Annotated in this window: 22 protein-coding genes; 14 read left to right on the top strand and 8 right to left on the bottom strand. The window is 67.4% G+C overall.

Going from position 1 to position 24887, the window contains the following annotated elements:
* The first annotated feature begins 309 nt into the window (after positions 1–309).
* Both ACODSM_RS06110 and ACODSM_RS06105 read left to right on the top strand, forming a co-directional pair.
* On the top strand, positions 310–909 hold the full coding sequence (locus tag ACODSM_RS06110; RefSeq protein WP_060986298.1) for a chalcone isomerase family protein: 600 nt from the start codon (positions 310–312) through the stop codon (positions 907–909).
* Between the two features lie 289 nt (positions 910–1198).
* Positions 1199–2848: a methyl-accepting chemotaxis protein gene (locus ACODSM_RS06105; RefSeq protein WP_488804676.1), complete on the top strand. Its 1650-nt coding sequence runs from the start codon at positions 1199–1201 to the stop codon at positions 2846–2848.
* A 32-nt stretch (positions 2849–2880) separates the two neighbouring features.
* Here ACODSM_RS06105 and gph read toward each other — a convergent pair whose 3' ends face one another.
* The 3 genes from gph to ACODSM_RS06090 all read right to left on the bottom strand — a co-directional run bounded on the left by gph (position 2881) and on the right by ACODSM_RS06090 (position 6539).
* Positions 2881–3591 (bottom strand): phosphoglycolate phosphatase, encoded by a 711-nt coding sequence (gene gph, locus ACODSM_RS06100; RefSeq protein WP_488804675.1) that lies wholly within the window; start codon positions 3589–3591, stop codon positions 2881–2883.
* Positions 3592–3669: 78 nt separating this feature from the next.
* Positions 3670–5190 (bottom strand): hypothetical protein, encoded by a 1521-nt coding sequence (locus ACODSM_RS06095; protein ID WP_488804674.1) that lies wholly within the window; start codon positions 5188–5190, stop codon positions 3670–3672.
* A gap of 2 nt (positions 5191–5192) precedes the next feature.
* Entirely contained in the window at positions 5193–6539 is a 1347-nt protein-coding gene (locus tag ACODSM_RS06090) for an SPFH domain-containing protein (RefSeq protein WP_488804673.1), read from the bottom strand.
* Positions 6540–6765: 226 nt separating this feature from the next.
* On the opposite strand from ACODSM_RS06090, the gene ACODSM_RS06085 reads away from it, so the two are divergent.
* The 3 genes from ACODSM_RS06085 to ACODSM_RS06075 all read left to right on the top strand — a co-directional run bounded on the left by ACODSM_RS06085 (position 6766) and on the right by ACODSM_RS06075 (position 10371).
* Positions 6766–7464 carry a response regulator transcription factor gene (locus ACODSM_RS06085; protein WP_488804672.1) on the top strand — a complete coding sequence of 233 codons (699 nt, stop codon included), beginning with the start codon at positions 6766–6768 and terminating at the stop codon, positions 7462–7464.
* A gap of 166 nt (positions 7465–7630) precedes the next feature.
* Positions 7631–9844, top strand: a complete 2214-nt coding sequence (locus ACODSM_RS06080; protein WP_488804671.1) for a sensor histidine kinase — start codon at positions 7631–7633, stop codon at positions 9842–9844.
* 128 nt (positions 9845–9972) lie between these two features.
* Positions 9973–10371 carry a hypothetical protein gene (locus ACODSM_RS06075; RefSeq protein ID WP_488804670.1) on the top strand — a complete coding sequence of 133 codons (399 nt, stop codon included), beginning with the start codon at positions 9973–9975 and terminating at the stop codon, positions 10369–10371.
* Between the two features lie 136 nt (positions 10372–10507).
* Here the strand turns inward: ACODSM_RS06075 and rpe are convergent, their stop codons facing one another.
* Positions 10508–11188: a ribulose-phosphate 3-epimerase gene (gene rpe, locus ACODSM_RS06070; RefSeq protein ID WP_295942999.1), complete on the bottom strand. Its 681-nt coding sequence runs from the start codon at positions 11186–11188 to the stop codon at positions 10508–10510.
* 89 nt (positions 11189–11277) lie between these two features.
* Between rpe and apaG the strand changes: the two genes are divergently transcribed.
* The 4 genes from apaG (at position 11278) to ACODSM_RS06050 (ending at position 16325) form a co-directional block, all read left to right on the top strand.
* A complete protein-coding gene (apaG, locus tag ACODSM_RS06065; protein WP_015016065.1) occupies positions 11278–11685 on the top strand; it encodes a Co2+/Mg2+ efflux protein ApaG in 408 nt (135 codons plus the stop codon).
* 88 nt (positions 11686–11773) lie between these two features.
* The gene (locus ACODSM_RS06060) at positions 11774–13792 is read left to right on the top strand and encodes a site-specific recombinase (protein WP_488804669.1); all 2019 of its coding nucleotides are present in this window, start codon (positions 11774–11776) and stop codon (positions 13790–13792) included.
* 159 nt (positions 13793–13951) lie between these two features.
* The gene (locus ACODSM_RS06055) at positions 13952–15211 is read left to right on the top strand and encodes a cation:proton antiporter (RefSeq protein WP_488804668.1); all 1260 of its coding nucleotides are present in this window, start codon (positions 13952–13954) and stop codon (positions 15209–15211) included.
* Entirely contained in the window at positions 15201–16325 is a 1125-nt protein-coding gene (locus ACODSM_RS06050; RefSeq protein WP_488804667.1) for a YbdK family carboxylate-amine ligase, read from the top strand. The genes ACODSM_RS06055 and ACODSM_RS06050 overlap by 11 nt, the downstream gene beginning before the upstream one ends.
* Before the next feature lie 40 nt (positions 16326–16365).
* On the opposite strand, the gene ACODSM_RS06045 is transcribed toward ACODSM_RS06050, so the two are convergent.
* On the bottom strand, positions 16366–16764 hold the full coding sequence (locus ACODSM_RS06045; RefSeq protein ID WP_488804666.1) for a tautomerase family protein: 399 nt from the start codon (positions 16762–16764) through the stop codon (positions 16366–16368).
* Between the two features lie 491 nt (positions 16765–17255).
* Here ACODSM_RS06045 and ACODSM_RS06040 point away from each other — a divergent pair, with 491 nt between their 5' ends.
* The 4 genes from ACODSM_RS06040 (at position 17256) to ACODSM_RS06025 (ending at position 20069) form a co-directional block, all read left to right on the top strand.
* Positions 17256–18173, top strand: coding sequence for a LysR family transcriptional regulator (locus ACODSM_RS06040; protein WP_488804665.1), 918 nt, complete (start codon positions 17256–17258; stop codon positions 18171–18173).
* Positions 18174–18209: 36 nt separating this feature from the next.
* On the top strand, positions 18210–19184 hold the full coding sequence (gene thiL, locus ACODSM_RS06035) for a thiamine-phosphate kinase (RefSeq protein WP_488804664.1): 975 nt from the start codon (positions 18210–18212) through the stop codon (positions 19182–19184).
* 119 nt (positions 19185–19303) lie between these two features.
* Positions 19304–19507: a YgaP family membrane protein gene (locus ACODSM_RS06030; protein WP_015016070.1), complete on the top strand. Its 204-nt coding sequence runs from the start codon at positions 19304–19306 to the stop codon at positions 19505–19507.
* A 10-nt stretch (positions 19508–19517) separates the two neighbouring features.
* Positions 19518–20069, top strand: coding sequence for an RNA polymerase sigma factor (locus ACODSM_RS06025; RefSeq protein ID WP_488804663.1), 552 nt, complete (start codon positions 19518–19520; stop codon positions 20067–20069).
* A 28-nt stretch (positions 20070–20097) separates the two neighbouring features.
* Here the strand turns inward: ACODSM_RS06025 and ACODSM_RS06020 are convergent, their stop codons facing one another.
* The 3 genes from ACODSM_RS06020 to ACODSM_RS06010 form a co-directional block, all read right to left on the bottom strand.
* Positions 20098–21360 carry a ferredoxin reductase family protein gene (locus ACODSM_RS06020; protein WP_488804662.1) on the bottom strand — a complete coding sequence of 421 codons (1263 nt, stop codon included), beginning with the start codon at positions 21358–21360 and terminating at the stop codon, positions 20098–20100.
* A 206-nt stretch (positions 21361–21566) separates the two neighbouring features.
* Positions 21567–22754, bottom strand: a complete 1188-nt coding sequence (locus ACODSM_RS06015) for an Acg family FMN-binding oxidoreductase (protein ID WP_488804661.1) — start codon at positions 22752–22754, stop codon at positions 21567–21569.
* A gap of 17 nt (positions 22755–22771) precedes the next feature.
* Positions 22772–23827 carry an NAD-dependent epimerase/dehydratase family protein gene (locus tag ACODSM_RS06010; protein ID WP_488804660.1) on the bottom strand — a complete coding sequence of 352 codons (1056 nt, stop codon included), beginning with the start codon at positions 23825–23827 and terminating at the stop codon, positions 22772–22774.
* Between the two features lie 142 nt (positions 23828–23969).
* Here ACODSM_RS06010 and ACODSM_RS06005 point away from each other — a divergent pair, with 142 nt between their 5' ends.
* A complete protein-coding gene (locus ACODSM_RS06005) occupies positions 23970–24854 on the top strand; it encodes a LysR family transcriptional regulator (RefSeq protein WP_488804659.1) in 885 nt (294 codons plus the stop codon).
* Positions 24855–24887 lie beyond the last annotated feature (33 nt).

The raw sequence follows: 24887 nt of genomic DNA, 5'->3' as shown, positions 1-24887 counted from the left end.
CGCTGCGGTCCATTCAATCGGCCTCACCGCATCGGGGTGGGGCCACGGGTGCACGCTGGGGCGATTGCCCAGGTGCCATCAGGCGTTCAAAGCGACAGGCTGACGCCAGGGCCAGGCTCCCCGGTCGCTGCAACCTGTGATGAACACGTGGTGAATGAACATGGGCCAAAGTGTAGCAAAGCTTTTTTGGCGGGCCGATTTGACCGACTCACCGCGAGATCGCACAACCGCTCGAAAACCCTGTTGCGGCCCGAAGGGAGCGCTGCAACAATTTGAAACGAACGACCGTTCTTTTTTTAGGAGCTGCGCATGAAATTCCTGACGCGATGGGCTGTGATGGCCGGTGCATGCCTGCTGGCAGCCAGCGCCGTTGCCCAGCCCATGACCGTGGCCGACGTGAAATACGAAGAAACCGCCAGCGTGAGCGGCAGCACCCTGCAGCTCAATGGCGCCGGGGTGCGCTACAAGGCGGTTTTCAAGGTGTACACGGCAGGGCTGTATCTTGAAAAGAAAGCCGGCACACCTGCCGACGTCATGGCCCAGAAAGGCCCCAAGCGCATGAGCATCACCATGCTGCGCGACATCGACTCCACCGAGCTGGGCAAGCTGTTCTCGCGGGGCATGGAGGACAACATGGACCGCGCTGCGTTCTCCAAGCTCATCCCGGGCGTGCTGCGCATGAGCCAGATCTTCTCGGACCACAAGAAGCTGGTGGCGGGCGACCAGTTCCAGATCGACTGGATTCCCGGGACCGGCACCATCATCACCGTCAAGGGCAAGCCGCAGGGTGAGCCTTTCAAGGAGCCCGAGTTCTTCAACGCGTTGCTGGGTATCTGGCTGGGCAATGCACCAGCGGACTGGAAGCTCAAGGACGCCTTGCTGGGCAAGACCGCCCAGTCCCCGTCCTAAAGAGCCCTGGTTGCCTTAGGGCAAACACCCACGCTCTCCCGGCCCCAGTTGTCGCGCGTCCGACAGACGCACCCTCTACCCGGGAGTAGCCTGCCTCTTACTTATTTCGCCACAGCCATTTCCCATCTTCTTGAGACTTCCGACGACGCGACAACCGGCCTCCCGCTGCGCACACCCGCAGCGTCCGAGGCCACGGCCTGAACCGAGTTTTATGCGCTACCCGCGCCCCGCAACGAGCCGTCTGTAACGCCCCTTGTGATCCCTGCCCTCCTTCGCGCCAGACACCACCATGAAACTCAGCAACCTTTCCGTCGGCTTGCGCCTGAGCGCATCCTTCGGCGCCATCTTGCTCATCACAGCCCTCATCGCGGCCACCGGAATGTGGCGCATCGCCAGCCTGCAAAGTGCCAGTGAGCGCGTCGCCACGCAGGAGATCGAGCAGCAGACCCTGGTGGAAGACTGGGCGTCGGACATCCGCCTGAACTGGGTGCGTACCGAAGCGTTCCTCAAGGCCATTGACCGCGACTACATGGACAAGCTCACCGCCGACACGCAGGCGACGGCCAAGGGCATGGAAGCCAAGGTCAAGCGCATTGAGGCGCTGGTGCAAGGCGACAAGGCCAAGGGCCTTTTGGCTGCGATTGCCACGGCCCGTCAGGCCTACAACGACAAGCTCAACGAAATCCGGGAACTGCACCGCGGCGGCGAGCCCAACGTGCCCGCCCTGGTGGACAAGGACCTGCGCCCGCTGGCCGACAAATACCTCCAGTCCCTCGACGACCTGCGCAAGACGATGGCCGCCCAGCTGGCCGAAAGCCAGGCCGACACCTCCACCATGGCCAAAGCCAGCCAGGTGCTGCTGGGTGTGGGCACGCTGGTGGCTGTTGCGCTGGGCGCGCTGATGGGCCTGACCGTCACGCGCTCCATCGTCCGCCCCTTGCAGCAAGGCCAGCAAGCCGCCGAAAGCATTGCCGATGGCGACCTGACCCACCCCATCACCGCCAAGGGCAACGATGAAACCGGCCAGCTGCTGCAGGCGTTGTCGACCATGCAATCACGCCTGGCTACCATCGTGGGGAACGTGCGCTACAGCGCTGAGGGCGTGGCCACGGCCAGTGCCGAGATTGCATCGGGCAACAATGACCTGAGTGCCCGCACCGAACAGCAGGCCAGCGCCCTGGAAGAAACCGCCGCCTCCATGGAAGAGCTGGGCTCCACCGTGCGCCAGAACGCCGACAACGCCCGCACCGCCAACCAGCTGGCCATGAGCGCATCCACCGTCGCCCAGCAGGGCGGCGACGTGGTGGCCGAGGTGGTGGACACCATGAAGGGCATCAACGACAGCAGCCGCAAGATCGCCGACATCATCAGCGTGATCGACGGCATCGCCTTCCAGACCAACATCCTGGCGCTGAACGCCGCCGTGGAGGCTGCGCGCGCAGGCGAACAGGGCCGCGGCTTTGCGGTGGTGGCGGGCGAAGTACGCAGCCTGGCGCAACGCAGCGCCGAAGCCGCCAAGGAGATCAAGGGCCTGATTGGCACCAGCGTGGAACGCGTGGAGCGTGGCACGGCCCTGGTGGACAAGGCTGGCGCCACCATGACCGAGGTGGTCAGCGCCATCCGCCGCGTGACCGACATCATGGGTGAGATCAGCGCAGCCAGCAGCGAACAGAGCCAGGGCGTCTCACAAGTCGGCGAAGCCATCACGCAGATGGACCAGGCCACGCAGCAAAACGCCGCCCTGGTGGAACAAAGTGCCGCAGCCGCCGACAGCCTCAAAACCCAGGCCGGCCAGCTGGTGGATGCCGTGGCGGTGTTCCGCCTTTCGGACAACGCCACGCGCCACAACAGCTCCGCGCCCGCCCTAGTGCGCAGCAGCGCCCCCGCAGCGTCGCGTCTGGACTACCGCAACGTGGCGCCGCGCCAGCTCACCGCCTGAACGCCAGCGCCCCGCTGACCGAACCGGCAGGCTCAGGTCAGTTGAGCCAGCGAATCCACAAAACCATCGGCATCCACGGCCCGCACGGGCTGGCCGTGGTTGTAGCCGTAGGTGACCAGCACCACCGGGCACCCGGCCGCCCGCGCGGCCTGCGCATCGTTGCTGGAGTCGCCCACCACGAGCGTGCGCGCGGGATCGGTACCCAAGGCTTCGCAGGTCTTGAGCAATGGCAACGGGTCAGGCTTTTTGCGCTCGAACGAGTCGCCACCGAAGACCTTCTCGAAATACCCGTCAAGGCCCTTGGACTGCAGCAGGGGCAGCGCAAAGTCCCGAGGCTTGTTGGTCAGGCACGCCAGCCGCAGGCCCCGGTCTTGCAAAACCTGCAGCCCCGCCTTCACACCGTCATACACCCCCGCGTACTGGCCATTGATGGCGAGGTAGTGGCGCTGGTAGCTGGCCCATGCCGACGGATAGAGCGCTTCAATTTCCGTAGCAATAGAGGCTTGATTGACCTGCGCCAGGACGTGATTCAGCACTGAGCGCAACAGATGCTCCGACCCCTTGCCCACCATGTGCTCGATCGTCTGGGCTGCAATCGACGGCAGCTCCAGCTCACGCAGCATGCGGTTCAGGGCCTCGTTGAAATCACCCATGGTGTCCACCATGGTTCCGTCCAGGTCGATGATGGCGGCGTCCACACGGGTGAGCAAGATGGACAGCGAAGGCGTAACGGCAGCGGGCATGAAGCAGGCATTCAGTGAAAAAGACGGGGCCAAGTTTACGGACCCCGCCAAATCCTCCCCCGACCTAGCTTGCTTCGTTCAACGCAAGCTCAGCGTTTCGCGCTTCCATGCCGGGTCTTGCCAGCGCTGGAACAGGGGCAGCGCGGCAACATCGCCGGTCACGCGCTCCGTGGTCAGGCCCTCCAGCCGCACCACTTCAAAGCTCTTGCGGTAGCGGCCCTGGCCCCGGGCTTCGCGGGCCACCAGCATTTGCTGGCCGCCGGGTACCCAGCCCGCCCATTCGGCCACGCCGGTCTCGGGAGTGGCGGCGGCGGGTGGCAGCACATCGGCCAGCCAGCCGCCTTCGGTTTTGCGCAGCACCCACAGCTCGCGCCAGCCTTCCATCGGCTGCACCGCCAGGGCCACGGCCGTGCCTTCGCGGTTGGTGCTGGCCGATGCGGCCCATACCACGCCGTAGGTGCAGCGGCGCAGCAGCGGGGCCTTGGCGCTATGTTGCGCGTCCACCAGCAGCACGCAGGTTTCGCCGGGGGCGCCAGGCTCGGTCAGCAGTGTGGGACGAGTGCCGGCAGCAACCGCGGGCGCGGCGGCGGGCACCAAGGCCCAGCGCACAGCACTCACGCGCATGGCGGCGTCGTTGTAAGCGGCCAGGTCTTCGTCGGGCAGTTCGGCCTTGCTCACGCCGCTGAGTTCCGTCAATGCACGGGCAGCGGCAGCGGCCACCGCTGGGTCACTCGCATTCTTGCGCGCCTGCTGAAAGGCGGCGGCGCCCCACACGCTGGCGCGGCGCATTTGCACGCGGTTGCGCAGATAGCCGGGCAGGTTGGCCACCTCCACGCGCTCCAGCACGTCGGCCTGCCAGGTGGTGACCTTCGCACGCTCGTGCGCGGGCAGGTCGGGGTTGATGCACTCGGGGCGGGTCAGCGCCAGGGCGGCGCGGGCGCGCTGCTCGGCATCGGCCACGGGCATGGCCAGCAGGCGGCGAAAGGCCTCGCCCTCGTAGCAGACCTGCATACGACCTTCGACCTCGTAGGTGGCAAAGCGCACGCCGTAGCCGTTGGCCACATCCAGGTGCGCGGACAGCGTGGCGCCTGACGCCTTGCCCGGCACGGCCACCGAGGCGCGGCGGGCCAGCCGGTCGGCAAAGGTGCCCAGCGCATCGAAGGCCTGCGCGCCCTCCACGCCAGCCAAAGCCTTTGCAGGCGCGGCTTGCAGGTAGGCGGCCGTCAGACCAATGCCCAGCGCCTCGGCGCCGGGCGTATCTTGCACAAAGCGCATGACGGCCAGCAGCGCAGGGCCTTCGGCCTCGGTCAGTGCCACGCGGCGCACGTCGCTGGCGCGGATGAAGCCACCCCGCTCGCGCTTGTGGTCCCACACCTGCAGGTAGTCGAGGCGCTCGCCGCGCACTTCCAGCACTTCGCCCTGCCACAGGCTGGCCTGCTGCTGGGCACCGTCACGGGGGGCTGCGCGCAGGCTGGCCTGGTCTTGCACCACGATGGCGCTGCCCTGGGCGCTGGAAGATGGCTGTGGGGCGGCCTCGGCCGCCACGGTCACTGCGGCGCTGGCGACGGCGGCCAGCAAGGTAGCGAGGGTGGCGTTCATGTTCATTGCTCCACAGCTTGGGTGGTGGTGGCGTCGTCGGCCACTGCCGCAGCCTGGGCTGCACTGGCCTGAGCATTGCGTTGGCCGCCCAGTAGCGCGGCACCGATGAAGTCACCATTGGTGGGCGGGGGCGCGATGATGACCTGGATCTTGTCCGAGAGCTTGTCGGCCAGCGTCTTCTGGATGAGCAGCGGGTGCTTGGTCACCAGCGCGCCTTCGCGGGCCATTTGCTCGGCATTGACCTTGCCCACGCGGTCCATGCGGTAGGCCTCGGCCTCGGCCAGCTTCTGGCGGGCGTCGGCCTCGCCATTGGCTTCGATGCGGCGGGCCTGGGCGGCGCCTTCGGCGGCCTTCACACGGGCCACACGCTCGGCTTCGGCTTCCAGCTGGCGCTGCTCGATCTGGCGCTGCTTGAAGGGCAGCACATGCTTCATGGCTTCTTCCTGGGCCTTGGCGGCAATGACCTGCTCGCGGGCGGCGGCTTCGGCGGCCACTTCGCGGCGCACCTTGTCTGCGTTGGCGTCCAGCTCGGTTTCCTTCACGCGCTTGTCCTTCAGTTCCAGTGTGTAGCGCATTTTTTCGGAGGCCAACTCTTCGGCCAGCAGGCTATCCATGCCCCGGCGGTACTCGGCGGGCAAATCCACCTTGCCGATCTGCAGGCTGCGCAGCGTGACGCCATCGGTCGCCAGGCGGGTACGCAGTTCGGTTTCGATAATCTGCGCGATCTCGGCCCGTTTGGACGAAAAGATTTCCCGCACCGTGTAGCGGGCAAACACCTTGTAGACCAGGCCCTGCACGGCAGGCTCGACGATGTCAGCGCCCACGTTGTCGGGAAGGTTGCCCGCCTTCACAGCGGGCGAGTTGGGGTCCAGCGCATAGCGCACGCTCAGGTCCAGCCCCAGCGACAGGCCTTCGACCGACTGCAGCGGCGCGCTGCCCGTGGCCTGGCGCATGGCTTCGGGGCGGTAGCTCTGATCGCGCAGAGAGAACACGCGCACCGTGTGCAGGCCGGGCACCACCCACACGCTACCATCGCGCCACAGGCTCACCGCGCCGGTGAACTGGTTCAGGCGCACACCCAGGTCACCTTGCGCCAGGTGTTGTACCGGGGGATTGCGATACACCATCAAGCCCGCTGCGGCCACCACGGTGCAAACGGCCAGCCAGCGCACGGTGCGGGCGGTGGGCAGCAGGTAGGACCAGTTCAACGGGGCTGCCGACACGGGGTCTGCCGTGGGGGTGATGTCTTGCAGATCAGCGCCCAGCACCGGTTCCGTGCCCGCTTCGGGCAAGGGAGTGGAGCGACGGCCCTTCAGGGTCTGCACGATGCGGTTCCAGGTGGCTTTCATGGTGTTTCTCTCTCGGTTGGTTCGGTGTTGTTGTCGGTTCTGAGCCGCCAAAGTGGCTGGCTCATTGAGGACCGATTGTTCGAATCCATCCCGGAAGCAACAATGCAGCGCAGCCCCCAATGCGCTCACGCAGTCCGCACGAACCTTCCGGCCCCGGAAGAAAAACTCACACCGCCCGGCGCGGGCCGCCGGGATAATCCGCCCACCCCTTACTGCCCGCCTGCCTATGACCCGCATTGCCGTGATCGAAGACGACCTGCCCACCAGCAACCAGTTGGCCGGGTGGATACGCAGCGCCAAGAGCGGCATCGTCATCGACCAGTGGTTCACCCGCGACGAGGCCGAGGCCGCGCTGGCCCGTGAGCACTACGACGCCGTGGTGCTGGACATCGAACTGGGCCGCGAGCGCCATGCGGGCGTGGCCCTCATCAACGCCATCAACAAGCTGCGCCAGGGCACGCCGGTGCTGGTGGTGTCGGCCATGCCAGCGGCCATTTACCGCAGCATCATGAAGGCGCTCGATGCGTGGGACTACCTGCAGAAAACCACGTTTGAAGAGGCCGATTTCATCGAGACTTTTCTCGACATCCTGCGCACCACGCAGGTGCAGGCCCCGGCCAGCACAGCCGCTTCATCGGTGGGCGATGCGCTGGTGCTGGACCCGCTGTGGCAACGCACCCCCACCTGGCGCGGCGAGCGCATCAACCTGCCGCTCACAGCCCAGCGCATCCTAGCCACGCTGCACCAGCGCAGTGGCGAAGTGGTGTCGTACGACGAACTGTTCGAGGTGGTGAAAAGCGGCCGCAACCGCGACAACGTGCGCAAGCATGTGAGCACCATTCGCGAGGCGCTGCGTGAAGTGGACCCCAGTTTTGAAGGCATTGAAAACGTGCCCATGCGCGGTTTCCGCTGGACGGGAAGGTGAACACCCCCCTGAGGCCCTGCGGGCCTTCCCCCCGCTCTCGCATTGCTGCGCAATGCGGGCAGGGGGACGCAGCCAGCGCGGCGGGGCGGCCCTTGCGCGGCAGCCCTGGCCTGGGCGGCGCCAGTTTTGGCCGCCCTGCACGGTACTTTCACGAGAGAGGAATGGAGTGAAACGCCTACTGCACCCCGCACTTGAAATATCGCGCCTGGAAATGCCCCGCCTAGGCCTGCCAGCATTCCGCCTGCGCATCTTGGTGCGCGGCGTGTTTGTGCTGCTGGCCCTGGCCACGGTGGCGCTGAGCGTGGTGGTGCTCAAAGACGAAAAGGAACGCGCCTGGCAGGCCTACCAGCACGGCTTTGTGCGCAGCCAGGCCGAGGTCATGGCGCGGCTGCGCCACCCCTCGGGTCAGTTGGCGCTGCTCAACGCCAGCCACCTGGGCCAGGGCGTGACGCCGCTGGCACCGCTGCTGCTGCCCTACGCAGCCATCGACTTTGACGACCCGCAAAAATCGCAGCAGGCGGTGGAGATGGCGGGCTGCGCGGTGCAGTATCCCGACGGGGCCTCGGTGTGCGCGGCGATTGGCAACAACCCGTACGCGGGCGGCTTCATTTACCTGGTGGGCAGCTTTTATGCGGGCGAGCTGACGCCCCGCGAGCGCGGCGCACTGGTGCCCGCCGAGGCGCACCGTGCGCGCATCAGCCTGGACATGCGCGGCGCCACCTACCGCTGGATTGCGCCGTACGAGGCCATGCCCGCGCAGGGAAGCGCTGCCGTGCGCGGGCGCCTGACGGGATTTGTGGACAACGGCGCGCCGCAGCTCGACGCGCGTGCACGGCCCGTGCGCGACTTTCGCGGCTGGCTGTGGCAAAACGGCCAGTGCCGCGATCTGCCGCCTAAGCCCACCAACCAAGCCTCCACTGGCACCTCTGCTGGCGCCCTCACTGGCGAGGCTTCAGCGACGGACTGCCTGCGCCGCACCCACTACTCGATCCGCCTGCCCGTCGAGCTGTTCCGCGAAGCGCTGTTTCGCAAGGACGAGCCCCTGGTCTGGCCGCCCGAAGACCTGGGGCAAATGCGTGTGCGGGTCGAGATGCTGGCGCCGGGCGAAGACGCCAGGCCGCTGTTTGACAGCAACGCGCCCGGTGCGCAATTGGCCGCATCGCTGGGCGACCTCTCGCGCAGCCTGCTGCCGGGCGAACGGGTGCAGATCCGCAAAATGGGCAGCGACGAGGCCAGTGCCCTCACCCTCAAGGGCGTCGAGGTGCAGGCCGAGCCCTCAGCGCCCTGGCTGTTGCGGCTGATCCGCTGGCTGCCGCTGGAGGCAGCAGGCGTGGGCCCGGCAGCTACGCCACCAGAGGCCCCCACAGGCCTGGACATTCTGGACACGCCGACCGGCAACTACGTGGTGAACTTCACCGGCCATCTGCGCGGGGTGGAGCAAGGCCTGGCCGCCGTGGCCACGCGCCTGTCGTGGTACCTGGGCGCCATGCTGGGCGCCATTGCGCTGGCCTGGCTGGTGGTGGAGGTGGGCCTGATCCGCCGCGTGACAGCCCTCACCCGCCGCGCCGCAGCGGTGTCGTACAACGTGCAGCCTGGCCACACGGGCCCCAGGCTGGGTGATCTGGACGTGTCCGACCTGCGCGGATCGGACGAGCTGGGCATTCTGGCCGGGGGCCTGGCCGACCTGCTGCAGCGCGTGAAGGACGACCTGCAGCGTGAGCAACTGCGCGCCCAGCAAGAGCGCGACATGTGGCACGCCGTAGGGCACGAAATCATGTCGCCCCTGCAGTCGCTGATGGCGCTGAACGGCCCGCAAGACCCCGGCCACCGCTATGTGCAGCGCATGCAGCAGGCCATCCATGTGCTCTATGGCACGGCATCGCCCGCCGAGGCGCTGCAGGCCGCCGACGTGCCCGAGGGGCGGCTGGACCTGGATGCCTTCTTGCGCAACGTGGCCGACAACGCACACTTTGCAGGCATTCTGGATGTGGTGTACGCGCCGAGCACCAGCCAACCTGGCCCGGTCATCGTGCGCGCCGACGAGTTTGCACTCGAAGACGTGGTGACCCACATCCTGCGCAACGCCGACCGCTACCGGCCCGCAGGCAGCCCGATCACGTTGACGCTCAGCGCGTCAGAATCCACCGCCAGTGCCACGCTGCACAACCAGGGATCGACGATTGCCGAAGACCTGCTGGAGCGGATTTTTGAACTGGGTGTGTCCGACCCCGGCAGCCCCACCCCGCTGGGCGAGGGCGAACACCGGGGCCAGGGCCTGTTCGTAGCCAAGACCTACATGGCCAAGATGGGCGGCACCATCAACGCCCGCAACACCGAGGGGGGTGTGGCATTCGTGCTCACCTTCCAGCGGCTGGGCTGACGCGGGGCGCCGAAAAACACACCCCAGGCGGACAGGGAGGCTGCGCGCCGTCCGACACGGCATTGCAGGGATGGAGCGCTACGCTGCGGTCACGCCTTCGGGCAATGACGACAACAAGGAGCCCTCCCATGAAACGTCCCGGCTTTTTTCCCTCCGCACCAATGTCTTTGGCACTGGCCAGCGCTTTGTTCGCCGCCAGTACCCTGGCCATGGCACAGCCATCACCCGCCACGGATGCCCACGCACGCTACGAGCAGGAACGTCAGAAATGCATGACCAACAATACCCAGGATTCGCTCGCCACCTGCCTGCGCGAGGCGGGAGCTGCCCAGGACGCAGCACGCAAGGGCCAGCTCAGCAACCCGGGGCCACAGGCAGCTGACAACGCCACGCAGCGTTGCTCCGCCTTTCAGAATGCCGACGAGCAGGCCGAGTGCGTGCGCCGTGTACAGGGCCCCGCCAGCGGATCAGTATCTGAAGGCGGTGTGCTGCGCGAGTCCGTCACCACCACCGTGTTGCCGCAGTAAGAGCGGCTAACAAAACTCTTCTGGCGTCGTTGCTGTGTCTTGTCGTACTGCTCGTACTGCCTGCGACACAGCGCCTTGCCAGAACCGCTTCGCTGAGTTTTGTTAGCCGCTCTAAGCAGACTCCCTGGGCTCGTGATCAGCCCAGTTGCGCGCGCATGGCGTTGATCACGCCCTGGTAGTCGGGCTTGCCGAAGATGGCGCTGCCCGCCACAAACGTATCGGCGCCGGCATCGGCCACGCGGCGGATGTTGTCGGTCTTGATGCCGCCGTCCACTTCCAGGCGGATGTCTTTGCCCGAGGCGTCTATGCGCTTGCGCACGGCTTCGATCTTGCGCAGGGCTGAGTCAATGAAGCTCTGGCCGCCAAAGCCGGGGTTCACGCTCATGATCAGGATGAGGTCGATGTCGTCGATCACCCAGTCCAGCACATCCAGAGGCTCAGCCGGGTTGAACACCAGGCCGGGCTTGACGCCCTTGGAGCGGATGGCCTGGATGCTGCGATGCACGTGGCCCGAGGCATCGGGGTGAAAGCTGATGTAGTCCGCCCCCGCGTCGGCAAACGCAGCGGCCAGAGCGTCCACCGGCTGGATCATCAGGTGCACATCAATCGGCACGGCCGCACCCGCAGGCGTTTTGGCGTGGGGCTTCAGGGCTTGGCAGACCATGGGGCCAAACGTCAGGTTGGGCACGTAATGGTTGTCCATCACGTCGAAATGGATCCAGTCGGCGCCAGCGGCAATGACGTTGCGCACTTCTTCGCCCAGGCGGGCAAAGTCGGCAGAGAGGATGGAGGGTGCGATTCGGAATGTGCGGCTCATCCCCCGATTGTCGCAAAGCGCAGAACCCCTGGGGTTTTTGGCGCCCGGCAGTGACCCACATGCAGGGCCGCACGGTTACCATGCGGCCCATGCCAAAGTACCAGTTTGACGTGGAAGTGCTGCCCGAATACCTGCCCGAGCAGTCCGCGCCGGACACGGGGGTGTTCAGCTTCGCATACACCATCACCATCACCAACGCGGGGGACGCACCCGGCCAGCTGATCTCGCGGCACTGGATCATCAGTGACGCGCGCGGCCACACCGAAGAGGTTAAGGGCCTGGGCGTGGTGGGACAGCAGCCCCTGCTCAAGCCCGGGGAGTCGTTCCAGTACACCAGCGGCTGCCGCCTGCGTACATCCAGCGGCACCATGCACGGCACCTTCCATTGCGTTGCCGAGGACGGCGAGCCGTTTGACACGCCCGTGCCCCTGTTTGTGCTGGAGGCGATTAGCCACGGCCCATCGGGCGAACCCCTGAGTGGCCGGGTGCTGCATTGAAGAACCATTCCCACAGCCCCCACGCTCATCCTTCCGTGGGGCCGCTTCCCATTGGAGGAGCTGCTTTGCTGCTGAGAGCAGTCCGACCATGAAAAATTCCGCCGAGCCCAAAGACCTCGCCGACCTGCTGGCCGCACTGGACCCCACCGCCGATCTAGCCCATCGCCATCTGTGGCTGATCTACCTGCTGAACTGGGTGCGCGGCAAGCGGGATTCCGTCCCTGCCGCTGTGGGGCGGGTGCAGCTGTTCGTGGAGGCGGTTGCAGCGCGCCCTGATATTCAGGTGCGGCTGCGTGCCTGGTGGGCGACGCTGGTAGACCAGGTGGACATCACCACATTGCTCGCAGACTTTGGCTTTGCGCCCCGCACCGCCCTGGTGAGCGAGATCGCCGAGCGCCTGCGCACCAAGCTGTTGCCCGGCAGCCCCGAGACCATCGATGCGTCCGAACTGTTCATGCTGGCCTTGCCCAGCGCGTTCGACGCGCAATGGTTGGCCGCACTGGATGAAGCCACCCTGAATCGCCTGGTGATGCTGCTGGCCCAGGACAACGCCGACGAGCGCGCTGGCGGCGCCACGCGCTGGCACCGGGCGCTGCTCGATGCCATCACCTATTGTGCGGGGCAGATTCTCTCGACCGGTTTTGCACCCGAACTGCGGCTGCGCATGAGCGAATCCGCGCGCGACGCACAGCCCTTCCATGCGCTCATCCGCGATGTGGAAAGCCTGCGCGTGGAAGTGCTGCACGCCCTGCGCACCCCCGACTGGCTCAACGAAACCGCCCAGCGCCTGCGCGAGCGGCTGGAGTCGTGCCGTGCCGCAGCCGCCACGGTGTACACGCACTTCGAGGACAACGGCATCTCGGTGGGCCTGGTCTTTCGCCTGCGCCAGCTTCGCGAGCGCATCTTGCGCGTGCGCGTGCTGCTCGACTGCCTGCTGTCCGCGCAGCCCGCTGTCACTGCGGCGCAGCTCATGGCACAGCTGGTGATGGTGGGGCAGGAGCGGCGCAGCCTGCGCGCGCTGCTGGCCTCCAACTCCTCGTTGCTGGCAGCCAAGGTGGCCGAGCGCAGCGCCGAAACGGGCGAGCACTACATCACCCGCACCAGCGCCGAATACCGTTCCATGCTGCGCAAGGCGGCGGGGGGCGGGGCGCTGATGGCCTTCACCACCCTGATCAAGTTTGGCCTGTATGCGCTGGCGCTCTCGGCCTTTTGGGGCGGCTTCATGGCGGGCATCAACTATGCCGTGAGCTTTGTGCTGATCCAGTTGCTGCACTTCACGGTGGCCACCAAACAACCGGCCATGACCGCGCCCGCCATGGCGGCCAAGCTCAAGGAGCTGGGCACCGGCGACGCCATCGAGTCGTTCGTGGACGAGATCACGCACCTGGTGCGCTCGCAGGTCGCCGCGGTGCTGGGCAACGTACTGGTGGTGTTCCCGGCAGTGCTGGGGCTGGCCGCGTTGATTGCACTGGCCACCGGCCACCCGGCCATCAGCGAGAAGCAGGCCGAGCATGTGTTCGAGTCCCTGCACCTGCTGGGGCCGTCGCTGTTCTTTGCCGCGTTCACCGGGGTACTGCTGTTCGCGTCCAGCATCATCGCGGGCTGGACGGAGAACTGGTTTGTGCTGCACCGCATGGACTCGGCCCTGCACTACAACCCCCGCATCACCGGGCTGCTGGGCGCCGAGCGCGCTGCGCGCTGGGCGCGCTTCCTGCGCGAGAACCTGTCGGGCTTTGCGGCCAACATCTCGCTGGGCTTCATGCTCGGCCTGGTACCCGCGTTTGCTGCGTTCTTCGGGCTGGGGCTGGATGTGCGTCACGTCACCCTGTCCACCGGGCAGATGGCGGCCGCCAGCGCCACACTGGGGCTGCAGGTGCTGCAGATGCCAGCGTTCTGGTGGGCCATGGCCTCGCTGCCTTTCCTGGGTGCGTTGAACGTGTCGGTGAGCTTCTACCTGGCCTTCAGCCTGGCACTGCGCGCGCAGAACGTGAGCGGTGTGGACCGCGCACGCATCTATGCCGCCATCCGCGCCCGCCTGCGCACCGCGCCCCTGAGTTTTTTTGTACCCGAGCGACAGCGCCCGGTGCCCACACCGGCACAGGGTTGACGCGCCAACCGCCGCCTCTGTCCTACAAGGGCGGAGTGTTTCCGCCTGTAAATTCGGGGCACCAACGCTCCGGCCCACACCGTCCCGCCTGCGGACGGCACTTGTGCTGGAGTCTCCACAGCGACGGGCTCCGCCCGTCTGACGCAGAGGTCTGATGACATGAATGAAATCCTGAGCTTTTGGGCGCAGTGGCTGCGCCCGTCGGCCGGGCTGCCCACGGTGCAATGGTCACTGCTGCTGGCGGTGGCGGCCATGGCGGGTTATCTCACCCAGCGCCACACAGGCCTGCCCAAGGTGGTGGGTTATTCGCTCGTCGGCACGGCAGCGGGCCTGGCGGGCTTCAGCGGCGCGGTCTGGCCGCTGCAGGGCATTGGCCTGTTCCTGCTGGAGCTGGGCGTGGCCATCGTGCTGTTTGAATGCGGCGGTCGCATTCCGCTGCGCTGGTTCCGCCACAACCCCATGGTGCTGGTGCAGAGCATTGCCGAGTCGGTGCTGACCTACTTTGCCGTGTACTGGGTGCTGGTGTGGCTGCAGCTGCCGCCCCAGGCGGCTGGCCCGCTGGCGCTGGTGGCGCTGGCTGCATCGCCCGCCGTGCTCACCCGCGTGGTGGCCGACACCCGCGCGGCCGGGCCAGTGACGGAACGCGCCATCGTGCTCACCACGCTGTCCACGCTGTATGCCCTGACGCTGGGCAGCGCCAAGGCCGAACTCATCAACCGGCAGAGCCTCACGCTGCTCGAAACCATCTCGCCTGTGGTGGTGGTGCTGGGCGTATCGATTGTGGTGGCCGCCGTGCTGGCCCTGGTGCTGCGCATGGCGCTGCGCTTCATGAGTCCCACCAGCGAAAACACCTCCATGCTGTTCCTGGCCCTGGTGGCTGCAGGCACGGCAGTGGCCGCTCACATGGGGGGCTCGGCACCACTGGCCGCGCTGCTGGGGGGCATGCTGCTCAAGCAGCTCAACCCGCGCCCCTGGGCCTGGCCACGGCAGCTGGGCAATGCATCGTCGCTGCTCACCATGCTGATGTTCGTGCTGGTTTCCACCGTGGCGGCCCAGGCCGACTGGAGCGCGCCCGTGGCCGGTGTGGTGCTGGCCCTGATTGCCGTGCGCCTGTTGGCCAAGGCGCTGGGCGTGGCATTGGGCAATGTGGGCAGCGGCGCCAGCTGGAAGCAAGCCCTGTGGGTGGGCTGCGCGATGACGCCCATGTCCTCCATCGCCCTGCTGATTGCCTCGCAGTTCGTGCTCGCATCCCCTTCCACCGGCCATGTGATTGCGGGCGTGGCCCTGCCTGCCATCTTGCTGATGGAAGTGTTCGGCGCCGTCATTGCCACCGTGGCCATTTACCGTGCGGGCGAAAGCTCCAAACCCTGGGCGCCCCTGACGCGCAGCAACAATGGAGAGAACCACCGTGAGTCTTGAAGCCTTCAACCATTCCGAGCCGCTGACGCTGGGCGTCGAGCTGGAGCTGCAGCTGGTCAACACCAACGACTACGACCTCGCGCCCTATGCCGAGGACATGCTGCGCCTCATGAAGAAAACCCCGCTGCCCGGCAGCGTGGTGCCCGAGATGACGAACAGCATGATCGAAATCTCCACCGGCATCTGCCACTCGGCCAGCGAGGTGCTGGGCCAGCTCACCCCCATCCGCGATGCGCTGGTCAAAAGCGCCGACAAGCTCAACATCGCCGTGGTGGGCGGTGGCACGCACCCTTTCCAGCAGTGGCACGAGCGCCGCATCTACGACAAGCCACGCTTTCGCGAGCTGTCCGAGCTGTACGGCTACCTGTCCAAGCAGTTCACCATCTTCGGCCAGCACGTGCACATTGGCTGCCCCGATGCCGATGCCGCGCTGCTGATGCTGCACCGCATGTCGCGCTACATCCCGCACTTCATTGCGCTGTCGGCGTCCAGCCCGTACGTGCAGGGGCAGGACACGGCGTTTGACTCGGCCCGGCTCAACTCGGTGTTTGCATTCCCCCTGTCAGGCCGCGCCCCGATGGCGCTGACCTGGGACGACTTCACGACCTACTTCAACAAGATGACCCGCACGGGCGTGGTCAAGAGCATGAAGGACTTCTACTGGGACATCCGCCCCAAGCCCGAGTTCGGCACCATCGAGATCCGCGTGTTCGACACGCCGCTCACCATCGAGCGCGCTGCGGCCCTCGCAGGCTACGTGCAGTCGCTGGGCGCGTGGTTCCTGGCCGACCAGCCCTTCATGCCCGAAGAGGACGACTACCTCGTGTACACCTACAACCGCTTCCAGGCCTGCCGGTTTGGCATGGACGCGGTGTATGTGGACCCGGCCACGGGCGACCACATGCCGCTGCGCGAGCACATCCTGCGCACCATGGGCAAGATCGCAGGCCACGCGGCCGTACAGGGCGCATCAAGCGCCATGCACATGCTGCGCACCGAGGTCGAGGCGGGGCAGAACGATGCCCGCTGGCTGCGCCAGCGCCAGAGCGAAGAGCAGCTGCTGGCCGAGGTAAGCCGCCAGGCAGCGCAGCGCTTTCGCGGCGCGGCGGCCTGACCCGCACGCCAGGCGCCAGCCACCTCACGCGACTCTGACCTCAAGCAGCGAGCGCCAATCTGCGCGCCTGCTGCGTACGCCCGCCATAGCCCCAGTCGCTGGCGGGCAGCTCCCGCACCACCACGTAGCTCGCAGCGGCCAGGGCGCCATCACCCGCCAGCTGGCGCTGCAGCTCGGCAAACGCGGCAGCGATGAAGGCGACCTTCTCCTCCTCGGAGTTCGTGCCCTCGGTGATGCTGATCTCCAGCAAGGCCGTGGGCTGCGCCACGGGCGCACCGCCGATGTGCCAGCGCGCGGCAGGCAGGTCGTCGATGACCACGGCCGTCACCTCGCGGCGTTTGCCCAATAGCTGGACCGTGAGGTCCGTCAGCGCACTGGCCAACGCCTCGTAGCGCTCGGGGTTTTGCAGCGGGGTCAGTTTCAGGACAAGGGTGGGCATAGCGTATTCGCTTCCAGGGTGGATGGGTGGGAGGGTGCGGATGGGGTCCGCATTGCATGAAGAACCCGTCGGGTCAGGCGCACAAGCCCCCGGGCCACCCAGGCATGGGCTTCGCGGATCGCCTCCTGGCGCAACTGCAGAGCGTGACACCTGGCTGCATCGCGCAGGCGCTGGTAGTCGTCGGTGTGCAAGTCGGGAGACAGATACGGACTCATGGCATTCCTTTCGGGGTGGAGCCACTGTAGGCAGCACAGGGCGCGGCGGAAACGGCCTGCGGGGCAATACCGTTTTGCGCGGAGTGCAAGGGATGCCCTGCATCACCCTCGCGAGTTGGTGGTAGTGCGGATCGGGAGGGGCGCAAGGCGTCTTTTTGCAGCCAATAGCGGGGCTATTGGCAAAAAAAGCAACGCAGCGGACCGCCCGAGGCCGCGCTATCACCGACCGCAGGGAGTGATGCAGGACATCCCAAGCCCACCCGTTACCATTGCCCGATGCGCGACATCCGCTTTGAAGACATGCACCTGTTTGCCCGCGTGGCCGACCTGGGCTCGCTGTCGGCCGTGGCGCGCGAGCGCGATGCCCCGGTGAGCCAGGTCTCGCGCGCGCTGGCGCGCATCGAGCAATCCTGCGGTGCGCGGCTGGTCCACCGCAGCACGCACGGCCTCACGCTCACAGCCGAGGGGCAGACCTTTCTGGACTACTGCCGCCGCATCACCGGTGCACTCGACGAGCTCGAAGGCGAGTTCGCCCAGCAAAGCAGCCAGCCCAGCGGCTGGGTGCGCGTGGCCTCCAGTTCGGTGGTGGCCGAATACCTGCTGATCCCCAGCTTTGACAGCCTGCAACAGCAACACCCGCAGCTGCGCGTGGAGCTGGTGGTGGACGACCGCATGGCCGACATGGCGCGCGACGGCATCGACATCGCTATCCGCACCGGCCCGCCACTGACCGATACCGTGGTGGCGCGCCCGCTGGGCACGCTGGCCCGTGCGTTGTACGCCACGCCCGGCTACCTGCAAGCCCACGGGGTGCCGCGGCAGCCGGGTGACCTGCGCCAGCACCGGCTCATCACCAACAGCGCGGTGACCTTTCTGAACCACTGGCCCTTTTTGGTCGATGGCGTGCCCGAGGTGCTGGTGGCCGAAGGCCATTGGCGATCGGGCAGCACGGCCATCACCGCGCGGCTGGCGTTGCAGGGCCTGGGCATTGCGCGACTGGCCACCGTGGTGGCCGATCCCCTCGTGCGCCAGGGCCTGCTGGCGCCCGTGTTGGCCCACTGCGTGGACCTGCAGCCCACGCCCATCCACGCCATCACCCTTACGCGCAGGCACAGGTTGCCCAAAATTCAGGCCTGCATCGACCACTGGGCGACGTGGTTTTCTGCACAAGCCAGCAGTGCTGGATACCCATGACGCCTTTTGACCTTTTCTGGATTACCAACCACTGCCATGGGTGAATTCGACCTGATTGCCCGTTACTTCACCCGCCCTGTGCGCAAGGCGGCCCTGGGTGTGGGCGACGACTGCGCACTGCTGGCACCCGCGCCCGGCATGCAACTGGCCATCTCCAGCGACATGCTGGTGGAGGGCCGCCACTTTTTTGCCGACGTGGCCCCCGAAGCCCTGGGCCACAAGGCGCTGGCTGTGAACCTGTCGGACTTGGCGGCCTGTGGCGCCAAGCCGCTCGCATTCACCCTGGCCCTGTCGCTGCCCCGGGTGAATGAAGCGTGGCTCGCAGGTTTTTCGCGCGGGCTGCTGGCGCTGGCCGATGCCCATGGCTGCGAGCTGGTAGGCGGCGACACCACGCAGGGCCCGCTCAACATTTGCATCACGGTGTTTGGCGAGGTGCCCACTGGCCAGGCCCTGCTGCGCAGCGGTGCGCGGCCCGGTGACGACATCTATGTGAGCGGCACGCTGGGCGACGCCCGGCTGGCGTTGGAGGCGCTGCTCGGGCACATTGCCCTGCCCGCCGAGGTGCTGGCCCGCGCGCGCCAGCGGCTGGAGCGCCCCACCCCGCGCGTGGCCCTGGGCCTGGCGCTGCGCGGTGTGGCCAGCAGCGCGATGGATGTGAGCGATGGCCTGCTGGGCGACCTGTCGCACATCCTGAAAGCCTCTGGCGTGGGGGCCCGCATCGACACCTCATTGACTACTGATTTGATAGCAGAAAAGGCATATTCGACTAGCGCATCTGGCGTATTCGACGCCAAACTGCTCCACCAATGCACGTTGGCTGGCGGTGACGACTACGAACTGGCCTTCACCGCCCCACCCGCGCGGCGCGATGCCATGGCTGCCGCGTCGCAAGCCAGCGGCACGCCCGTCACCCGCATTGGCACGGTGCTGGCCGAGCCCGGCCTGCAGTTGGTGGATGCACTGGGGCACATGGTGGAAAACCGCTATGCCTCGTTCGACCATTTCGGGTGATGGGTGGTGGACGGCAAAAATTTTTTCAACCCATGAATCCTTTTGCGCAAATAGTGGCTCTTGGTGGTGAAGGCGCCCTGTGCTGGCACCTTCGTCACCCCACCAAGGAGCTTTTCACCATGCTGTACCGCAAGAACATTACCCGCCCCGAAAGCCTGCTGCGCGTTGTCGGTGGGATCGCCCTCATCGCCGCCGGGCTGTGGTGGATGTCCGCATCGCCCCTGGGCCTGGTGCTGGCCGCCTCGGGCGTGGGCAGCATCCTGAGCGGGGCGTTCGGCTACTGCCCCGCCTGCGCCATGGTGGGCCGCAAGCCGGTCGAGTGAGCGGCGCCCCATGACAGCAACGTCCCCGCCCCTCACCGTGGCCCAGCTGCTGCCCGCCGCACGCAGCGGCGATGCCGTGGCGATGGAGCAGCTGCTGCGCCTCACCCGTCCTGACATCCGCCGCTATGCGCTGCGCCACTGCGCAGCCACCACCGCGACGGACGACGTGGTGCAGGAGGCCCTCATCATCGTCTACCGCCGCGTGGGCGCGCTGCGCGAGGTGGCGGCGTTTGGCGGCTGGGTGGTGCGCATCGTGCAGCGGCTGTGCATGCGGCCCATGCTGGCCTGGCTCAAGGGCGAGCCGCTGGCGCAGGTAGAGGACAGCCTCGCCTGGTCCCACCGCCCCGACCACGAACTGCGCCACGACCTGGCCCTGGCCATCGACTCGCTGCCGCCCCTTTACCGCGAAGCCCTGCTGCTGCGCGACTTCGAGGAGCTGACTATCGAAGAAATGGCGCAGCGGCTGGGCGTGACACGCGAGGCCGCCAAAAGTCGCCTGCACCGCGCGCGGGCCCTGGTGCGCGAATACCTGGTGCCCACGGACCAGCACCCGACAAGCTAGGCCACGGACAGGTGCAGGGCCTCTGCCCTCAACGCATCTGGAACAACTCCTGATGAAAGCGCGCAGGCGAGCGCCCCAGCTGCTGCATGCCCTGCCGCACGGCTTCGGCAAAGCCCTGCGGCCCGCAGAACCACACATTGGCCGCCGGGCTGGTGCCTGCCAGCAGCGTGGCCGGAGTCACGGGCCCGGCATCGTCGCTGTAGTGGATCTCCAGCGTCACGCTAGGCAGACGCGCGCACAGCGCGGCCATGCGCTCGGCAAACACGGCCTCGCCCGCATGGCGCACACAGTAGTGCAGGTGCACCCGGGGCGCCAGCGCGGGCGTGGACTGCAAGGATTCAAGCCAGGCCATGAACGGCGTGGCGCCGATGCCCGCAGCCACCCACACCTGCTCGGGCGCGCTGTCGCTGCGGAAGTCGAAGCAACCATACGGCCCCTCGATGTCCACCCGCTGGCCCGGCTGCACCTGCAAAGGCAACTGTGCCGTGTGATCGCCCAGCGCCTTGATCGCAAAGCGCAGCGTGCCGTCGCCCTGGTCGGCGTTCAGCAGGGTGAACGGGTGCGCGCCTTCTGCCTTGCCAAACGTGACAAACGCAAACTGCCCTGCCGTATGCCGCCAGGCACTGGCAGGGCTGACCTGGCAGGTCACCTCCAGCACGCGGGCCCCTTGAGGCGCCACGCTCACCACGTGGGCCGCATGGCGGCGGCTGCGCCCGATGGCCCCGGCCAGCGAGCGCACGGCGCACAACACCCCCACCAGCGTGCACAGGCCCACCAGCACGCCCGCAGGCTGCGCCCACCAGGCGGGTGGCGTGAGCACCACGGCATGAAACGCCAGCACCAAGTACACCCCGGCCAGCAGCTTGTGCAGGTAGCGCCAGACGTGGTACGGGAAGCGCTGCCACAGGGTGATGACCAGCATGGCCGCGAGGAACCACACGGCCCATTCCCCCATCTCCTCGGCCAGGTGGCGAAAGGTGTTGAGCCACCAGTCCGCACGCGGCGTACGCACCGGGCGACCCACCCAGGCGGCCAGCAGGCTGCGTGACAACTGCAGCCCGTAGTGCAGCAATGCCAGCACGATGGCCCCGATGCCCGCCCACTTGTGCAGGCGGTAGCTCTTGTCCAGGCCGCCAAGCGGCTTTTCCAGCCACGCGGGGCGCACGGCCAGCACCATAATCAACGACATCAGCGCCCAGGCCGCCACCCCGGTGAGCAGGATCAGCTGGTTGCGCCACCACCAGACATCGCCCCACGCGGGCGGCGCTGGCTGCGGCCCCCACAGTGCCATCAACCATGCTCCACATGCCAGCGCCAGGGAGCCCCCCAAAACCTTCTTCCACATCGCCAATCCACCATTTGTTGCAATGCAGCAACTGTAGAAATCTGCGATGAACGCCACCTGAACGGTGTGTGAAGCGGCGGCAAAGCGCCGTCCCCTGTGGCCGAAAGTTGATCTGCATCAGCCCTCGGCGCAGAGGGCGGCCAGGCTCGAACTCAGGCCCGCACAAAGCGCGCCAACGGCCTGCGCGGCGTGGCGGGCGCCGGGTCGGGTGCGTAGCCCATGCGGCAGAACATCTGCACCGTGGCATCGTGCGGCGTGCGCGGCGCGGGCCGGCCCAGCACCAGCTGGTGCACACGCTCGTAGTGCGGCTCCATCTCGGCAAACTCCTGCAGGGCCTGGCTCATGGGGTGCATGCCTACGCCCAGCGCGGTGGCCTGCAGCTGCAGACGCACATACGCACGCCCGGCCTGGACCTGATCGTTGCGCGTGTTGGGGCCGGTGATCCACACAAACCCCATGGCCGTGCGGCTATGGCCCTCAAAACGCCCCATGGCGCTTTTGTAGGCGGTGCTGCCCTCAGCCGGGGGCTGGGTGCGGTCGAACAGGCCCAGCGCGGCCACGGCGCGCACAAAGGGCGAGTTGATCGAGATGCCGTCGCGGTGCTGCAGGATCTCCGCCGGGCCCACGCGGGTGAGGTGGATGCTTTCCATCATGGTGCGCGGCGTGAGCAGCTCGACCTGGGCAGACTCCCAGCACAGCGCGCGCAATGCGGGCAACTGTTCGGCCGCCACGGTGCCGCCCACGCGCAATGCGGTCTGCCCGGAGGCGGGGGCGCTGGCCAGCAGGCGGGCCAGCAGTTCGGGCGCCACGGGGCGGGTGGTGTCGAAATCGGTCTTGGGCGTGCGGCGCTGCAGCACCTGGGCAAACAGCGGGTCGGGCTGGCCGCCGGGCTGCAGCGTGATGCGCGCCACCGGGCGCTCGTCCCAGTCTTTCAGCGCCGTGGGCAGCTCGCCCTGCGGCCACAGCTGCACCTGACTGGCCACGCCCTGCTGGGCCAGCGCCATCACCAGCAGTTCCAGAAACGCGCCGTGGCCAATGAGAATCTGGCGGCCCAGCGGGTCGGTATGGGGCAGCACGCGCTCGCGGTCGGTGCACAGGGTGATCACGCCCTGCTCGCGCAGGTCCACCAGCCAGGGCTGCAGGTTGTGCGGGTTGGGCGCGGTGATGGCGTAGGCCACGGCGCGGCGGCGCAGGTCGGTCTCGCCCACCGGGCCGTTCCAGGCCTCCACCGCCTCGGCGGGATAGTGCGAGCCTGCCGTGCCGCAGGCGGTGATCGAACCTGCCGTGGCAGCGGCAATGGTGCCGCCACCGGCCAGGCGAATGAAGTTGCGACGGTTCATGAGAGTGCTCCAAGGGGTCAAAGTGGGTGAGGCCCGGCCAGCGTGGCACGGGGCGGATAGCTGGCAACGAGCCCCAAATCCGCGAGCGCCTGGCGCACGGCCTGGTCGAACGGGGTGTGGGGTTCGTCGCCGATCAGGGCGCGCAGGCGGGTGTTGTCCATCCGGTGCGGCGTAGTCCACAGGTAGCGCATGGCCGCCAGTGCGGCAAACGTGGGTGCCACCACGCCGGCCAAGCGCAGCAAGGGCCAAGGCAACTGCCCCACCCGCAGCGCGCCCGTTGCGGGCAGCCAGCCCTGCTCTGCCGCAATGGCTGTGAAGCTGTGCAGCCACTGCTGCGCGGTGACGTGGTGGCCCGCGAAGTGCAGGCACTCGAACGCGGCCAGCCGGTGCCGCTCCTGCGCCACGCGCACCAGCGTGCGGGCCAGATCGGGCAGGTACGCCCAGGGCGTGGCCACGTCCCGCGGGCCGGGCCAGGTGATGCGGCCCCGGGGCAAGTCCTTGGCGATGGCCTGGTCGATCCAGCTGCCCGTGCCGCTGCCAAAGAAGTCCCCGGCGCGCAGCACCACCGCGCGCATCTCGCCCCCTTGCGTGGCGGCCTGCAGGCGCTGCTCCAGTTGCACCCGCATGCGGCCCTTGAAGCCCTTGGCGGCCTGGGGCGTGTCTTCGCGCAATACGGGCGGCATGGCTTCGCCAAAGTTGTAGACATTGCCCGGCAGCATCAGCGTGGCGCGCAGCTGGCGGGTGACGGCAATGGCTGCCTCCATCAATGCAGGGGCCTCTTCGCGCCAGGCCTTGTGGGTGTAGGCAGGGTTGAGCGCATGCACCACCACCTGCGCGCCCTGCGCTTGGGCGGCCAGCGCGGCGGTCTCATGGACCGCCACAGGCATCCACCACACCCCGGCAATGGCAGGCAAGGTGGCGCGCTGCGCGCCGGGCCGCACCTGGGCCAGCACCTGCCAGCCCGCCTGGGCAAACGCACGGGTGGCGGCCAGGCCCAGGCGGCCGCGGGCGCCCAGGATCAGCACGGTGGGCGGCTGCTCGCCAGCGGTGGGGGAGAAGGGTTGAGGGGTCATGCCAGGGCTCCATTCACAAGGGATGGAGCGATTGTGAAAACGCAGGCACCGTTACACAATTGGCTAAGCATTCATACCAGCAATGCAAATATGAATGCCACCAACCACCCCGCTGTGGCCCTTTCGCAGGCACGCTATCGCCATGAATCAGACCTTTGACTGGAGCCTCGTGCAGTCCTTCCTGGCCGCGCTCGACCAGGGCAGCCTGCTGGGCGCCGCACGCGCGCTCAACGCCAGCCAGCCCACCATCGGCCGCCACATTGCCGAACTGGAATCGCAGCTGGGCGTGGTGCTGTTCGAGCGCACCGGGCGCGGCCTGCTGCCCACGGCCACGGCGCTGCGGCTGGCCGAATCGGCCCGCGCCATGGAGACGGGCGCCCACCAGCTGGCACGCAGCGTGTCGGGCGCGGAGGAAGGCGTGAGCGGCACCGTGCGCATCACCGCCAGCCAACCCGTGGCCTGCGTGCTGTTGCCGCCCGTGCTGGCGCGCATGCGCCAGGCGCTGCCCGAGGTGCAGGTGGAGCTGGTAGCCAGCAACCAGGTCACCAACCTGCTGCGGCGCGAGGCCGACATTGCGCTGCGCATGGTGCGCCCCGACCAGGCCAGCCTGGTGGCCAAGCGCATCGGCGCCGTCACGCTGGGCGCCTACGCCCACCGCGACTACCTGCGCCGCAAGGGCACGCCCCGCCAGCCGCCCGACCTGCTGCAGCACGAGCTGGTGGGCAACGACCGGCACGAAGACATCCAGCAAGGTTTTGCCGCCATGGGCTACCCCGTGGAACGCCAGCACTTTGCGTTTCGCACCGACGACCTCATGGCCTACTGGGAGGCCGTACGCGCCGGGCTGGGCATTGGCTTTGTGGGCAACTACATGGCCCGCACCGACCCGAACGTGGTGGCCGTGCTGCCCCAGTTGCCGCTTCCTGATCTGCCCATCTGGCTGACAGTGCACCGCGAGATACGCACCAGCCGCAAGATCAGGGCGGTGTATGACTTTTTGGCGTCAGAGGTGCCCCTGGTGCTGTGAAACCCCGTCAATCCAGTGCGCGGCTGCTAGCAT

The organism is Acidovorax sp. FG42 (genome assembly GCF_057809195.1).
Note: the sequence above shows the minus strand (reverse complement) of the source record. Positions and strands in the feature narration are given on the sequence as shown.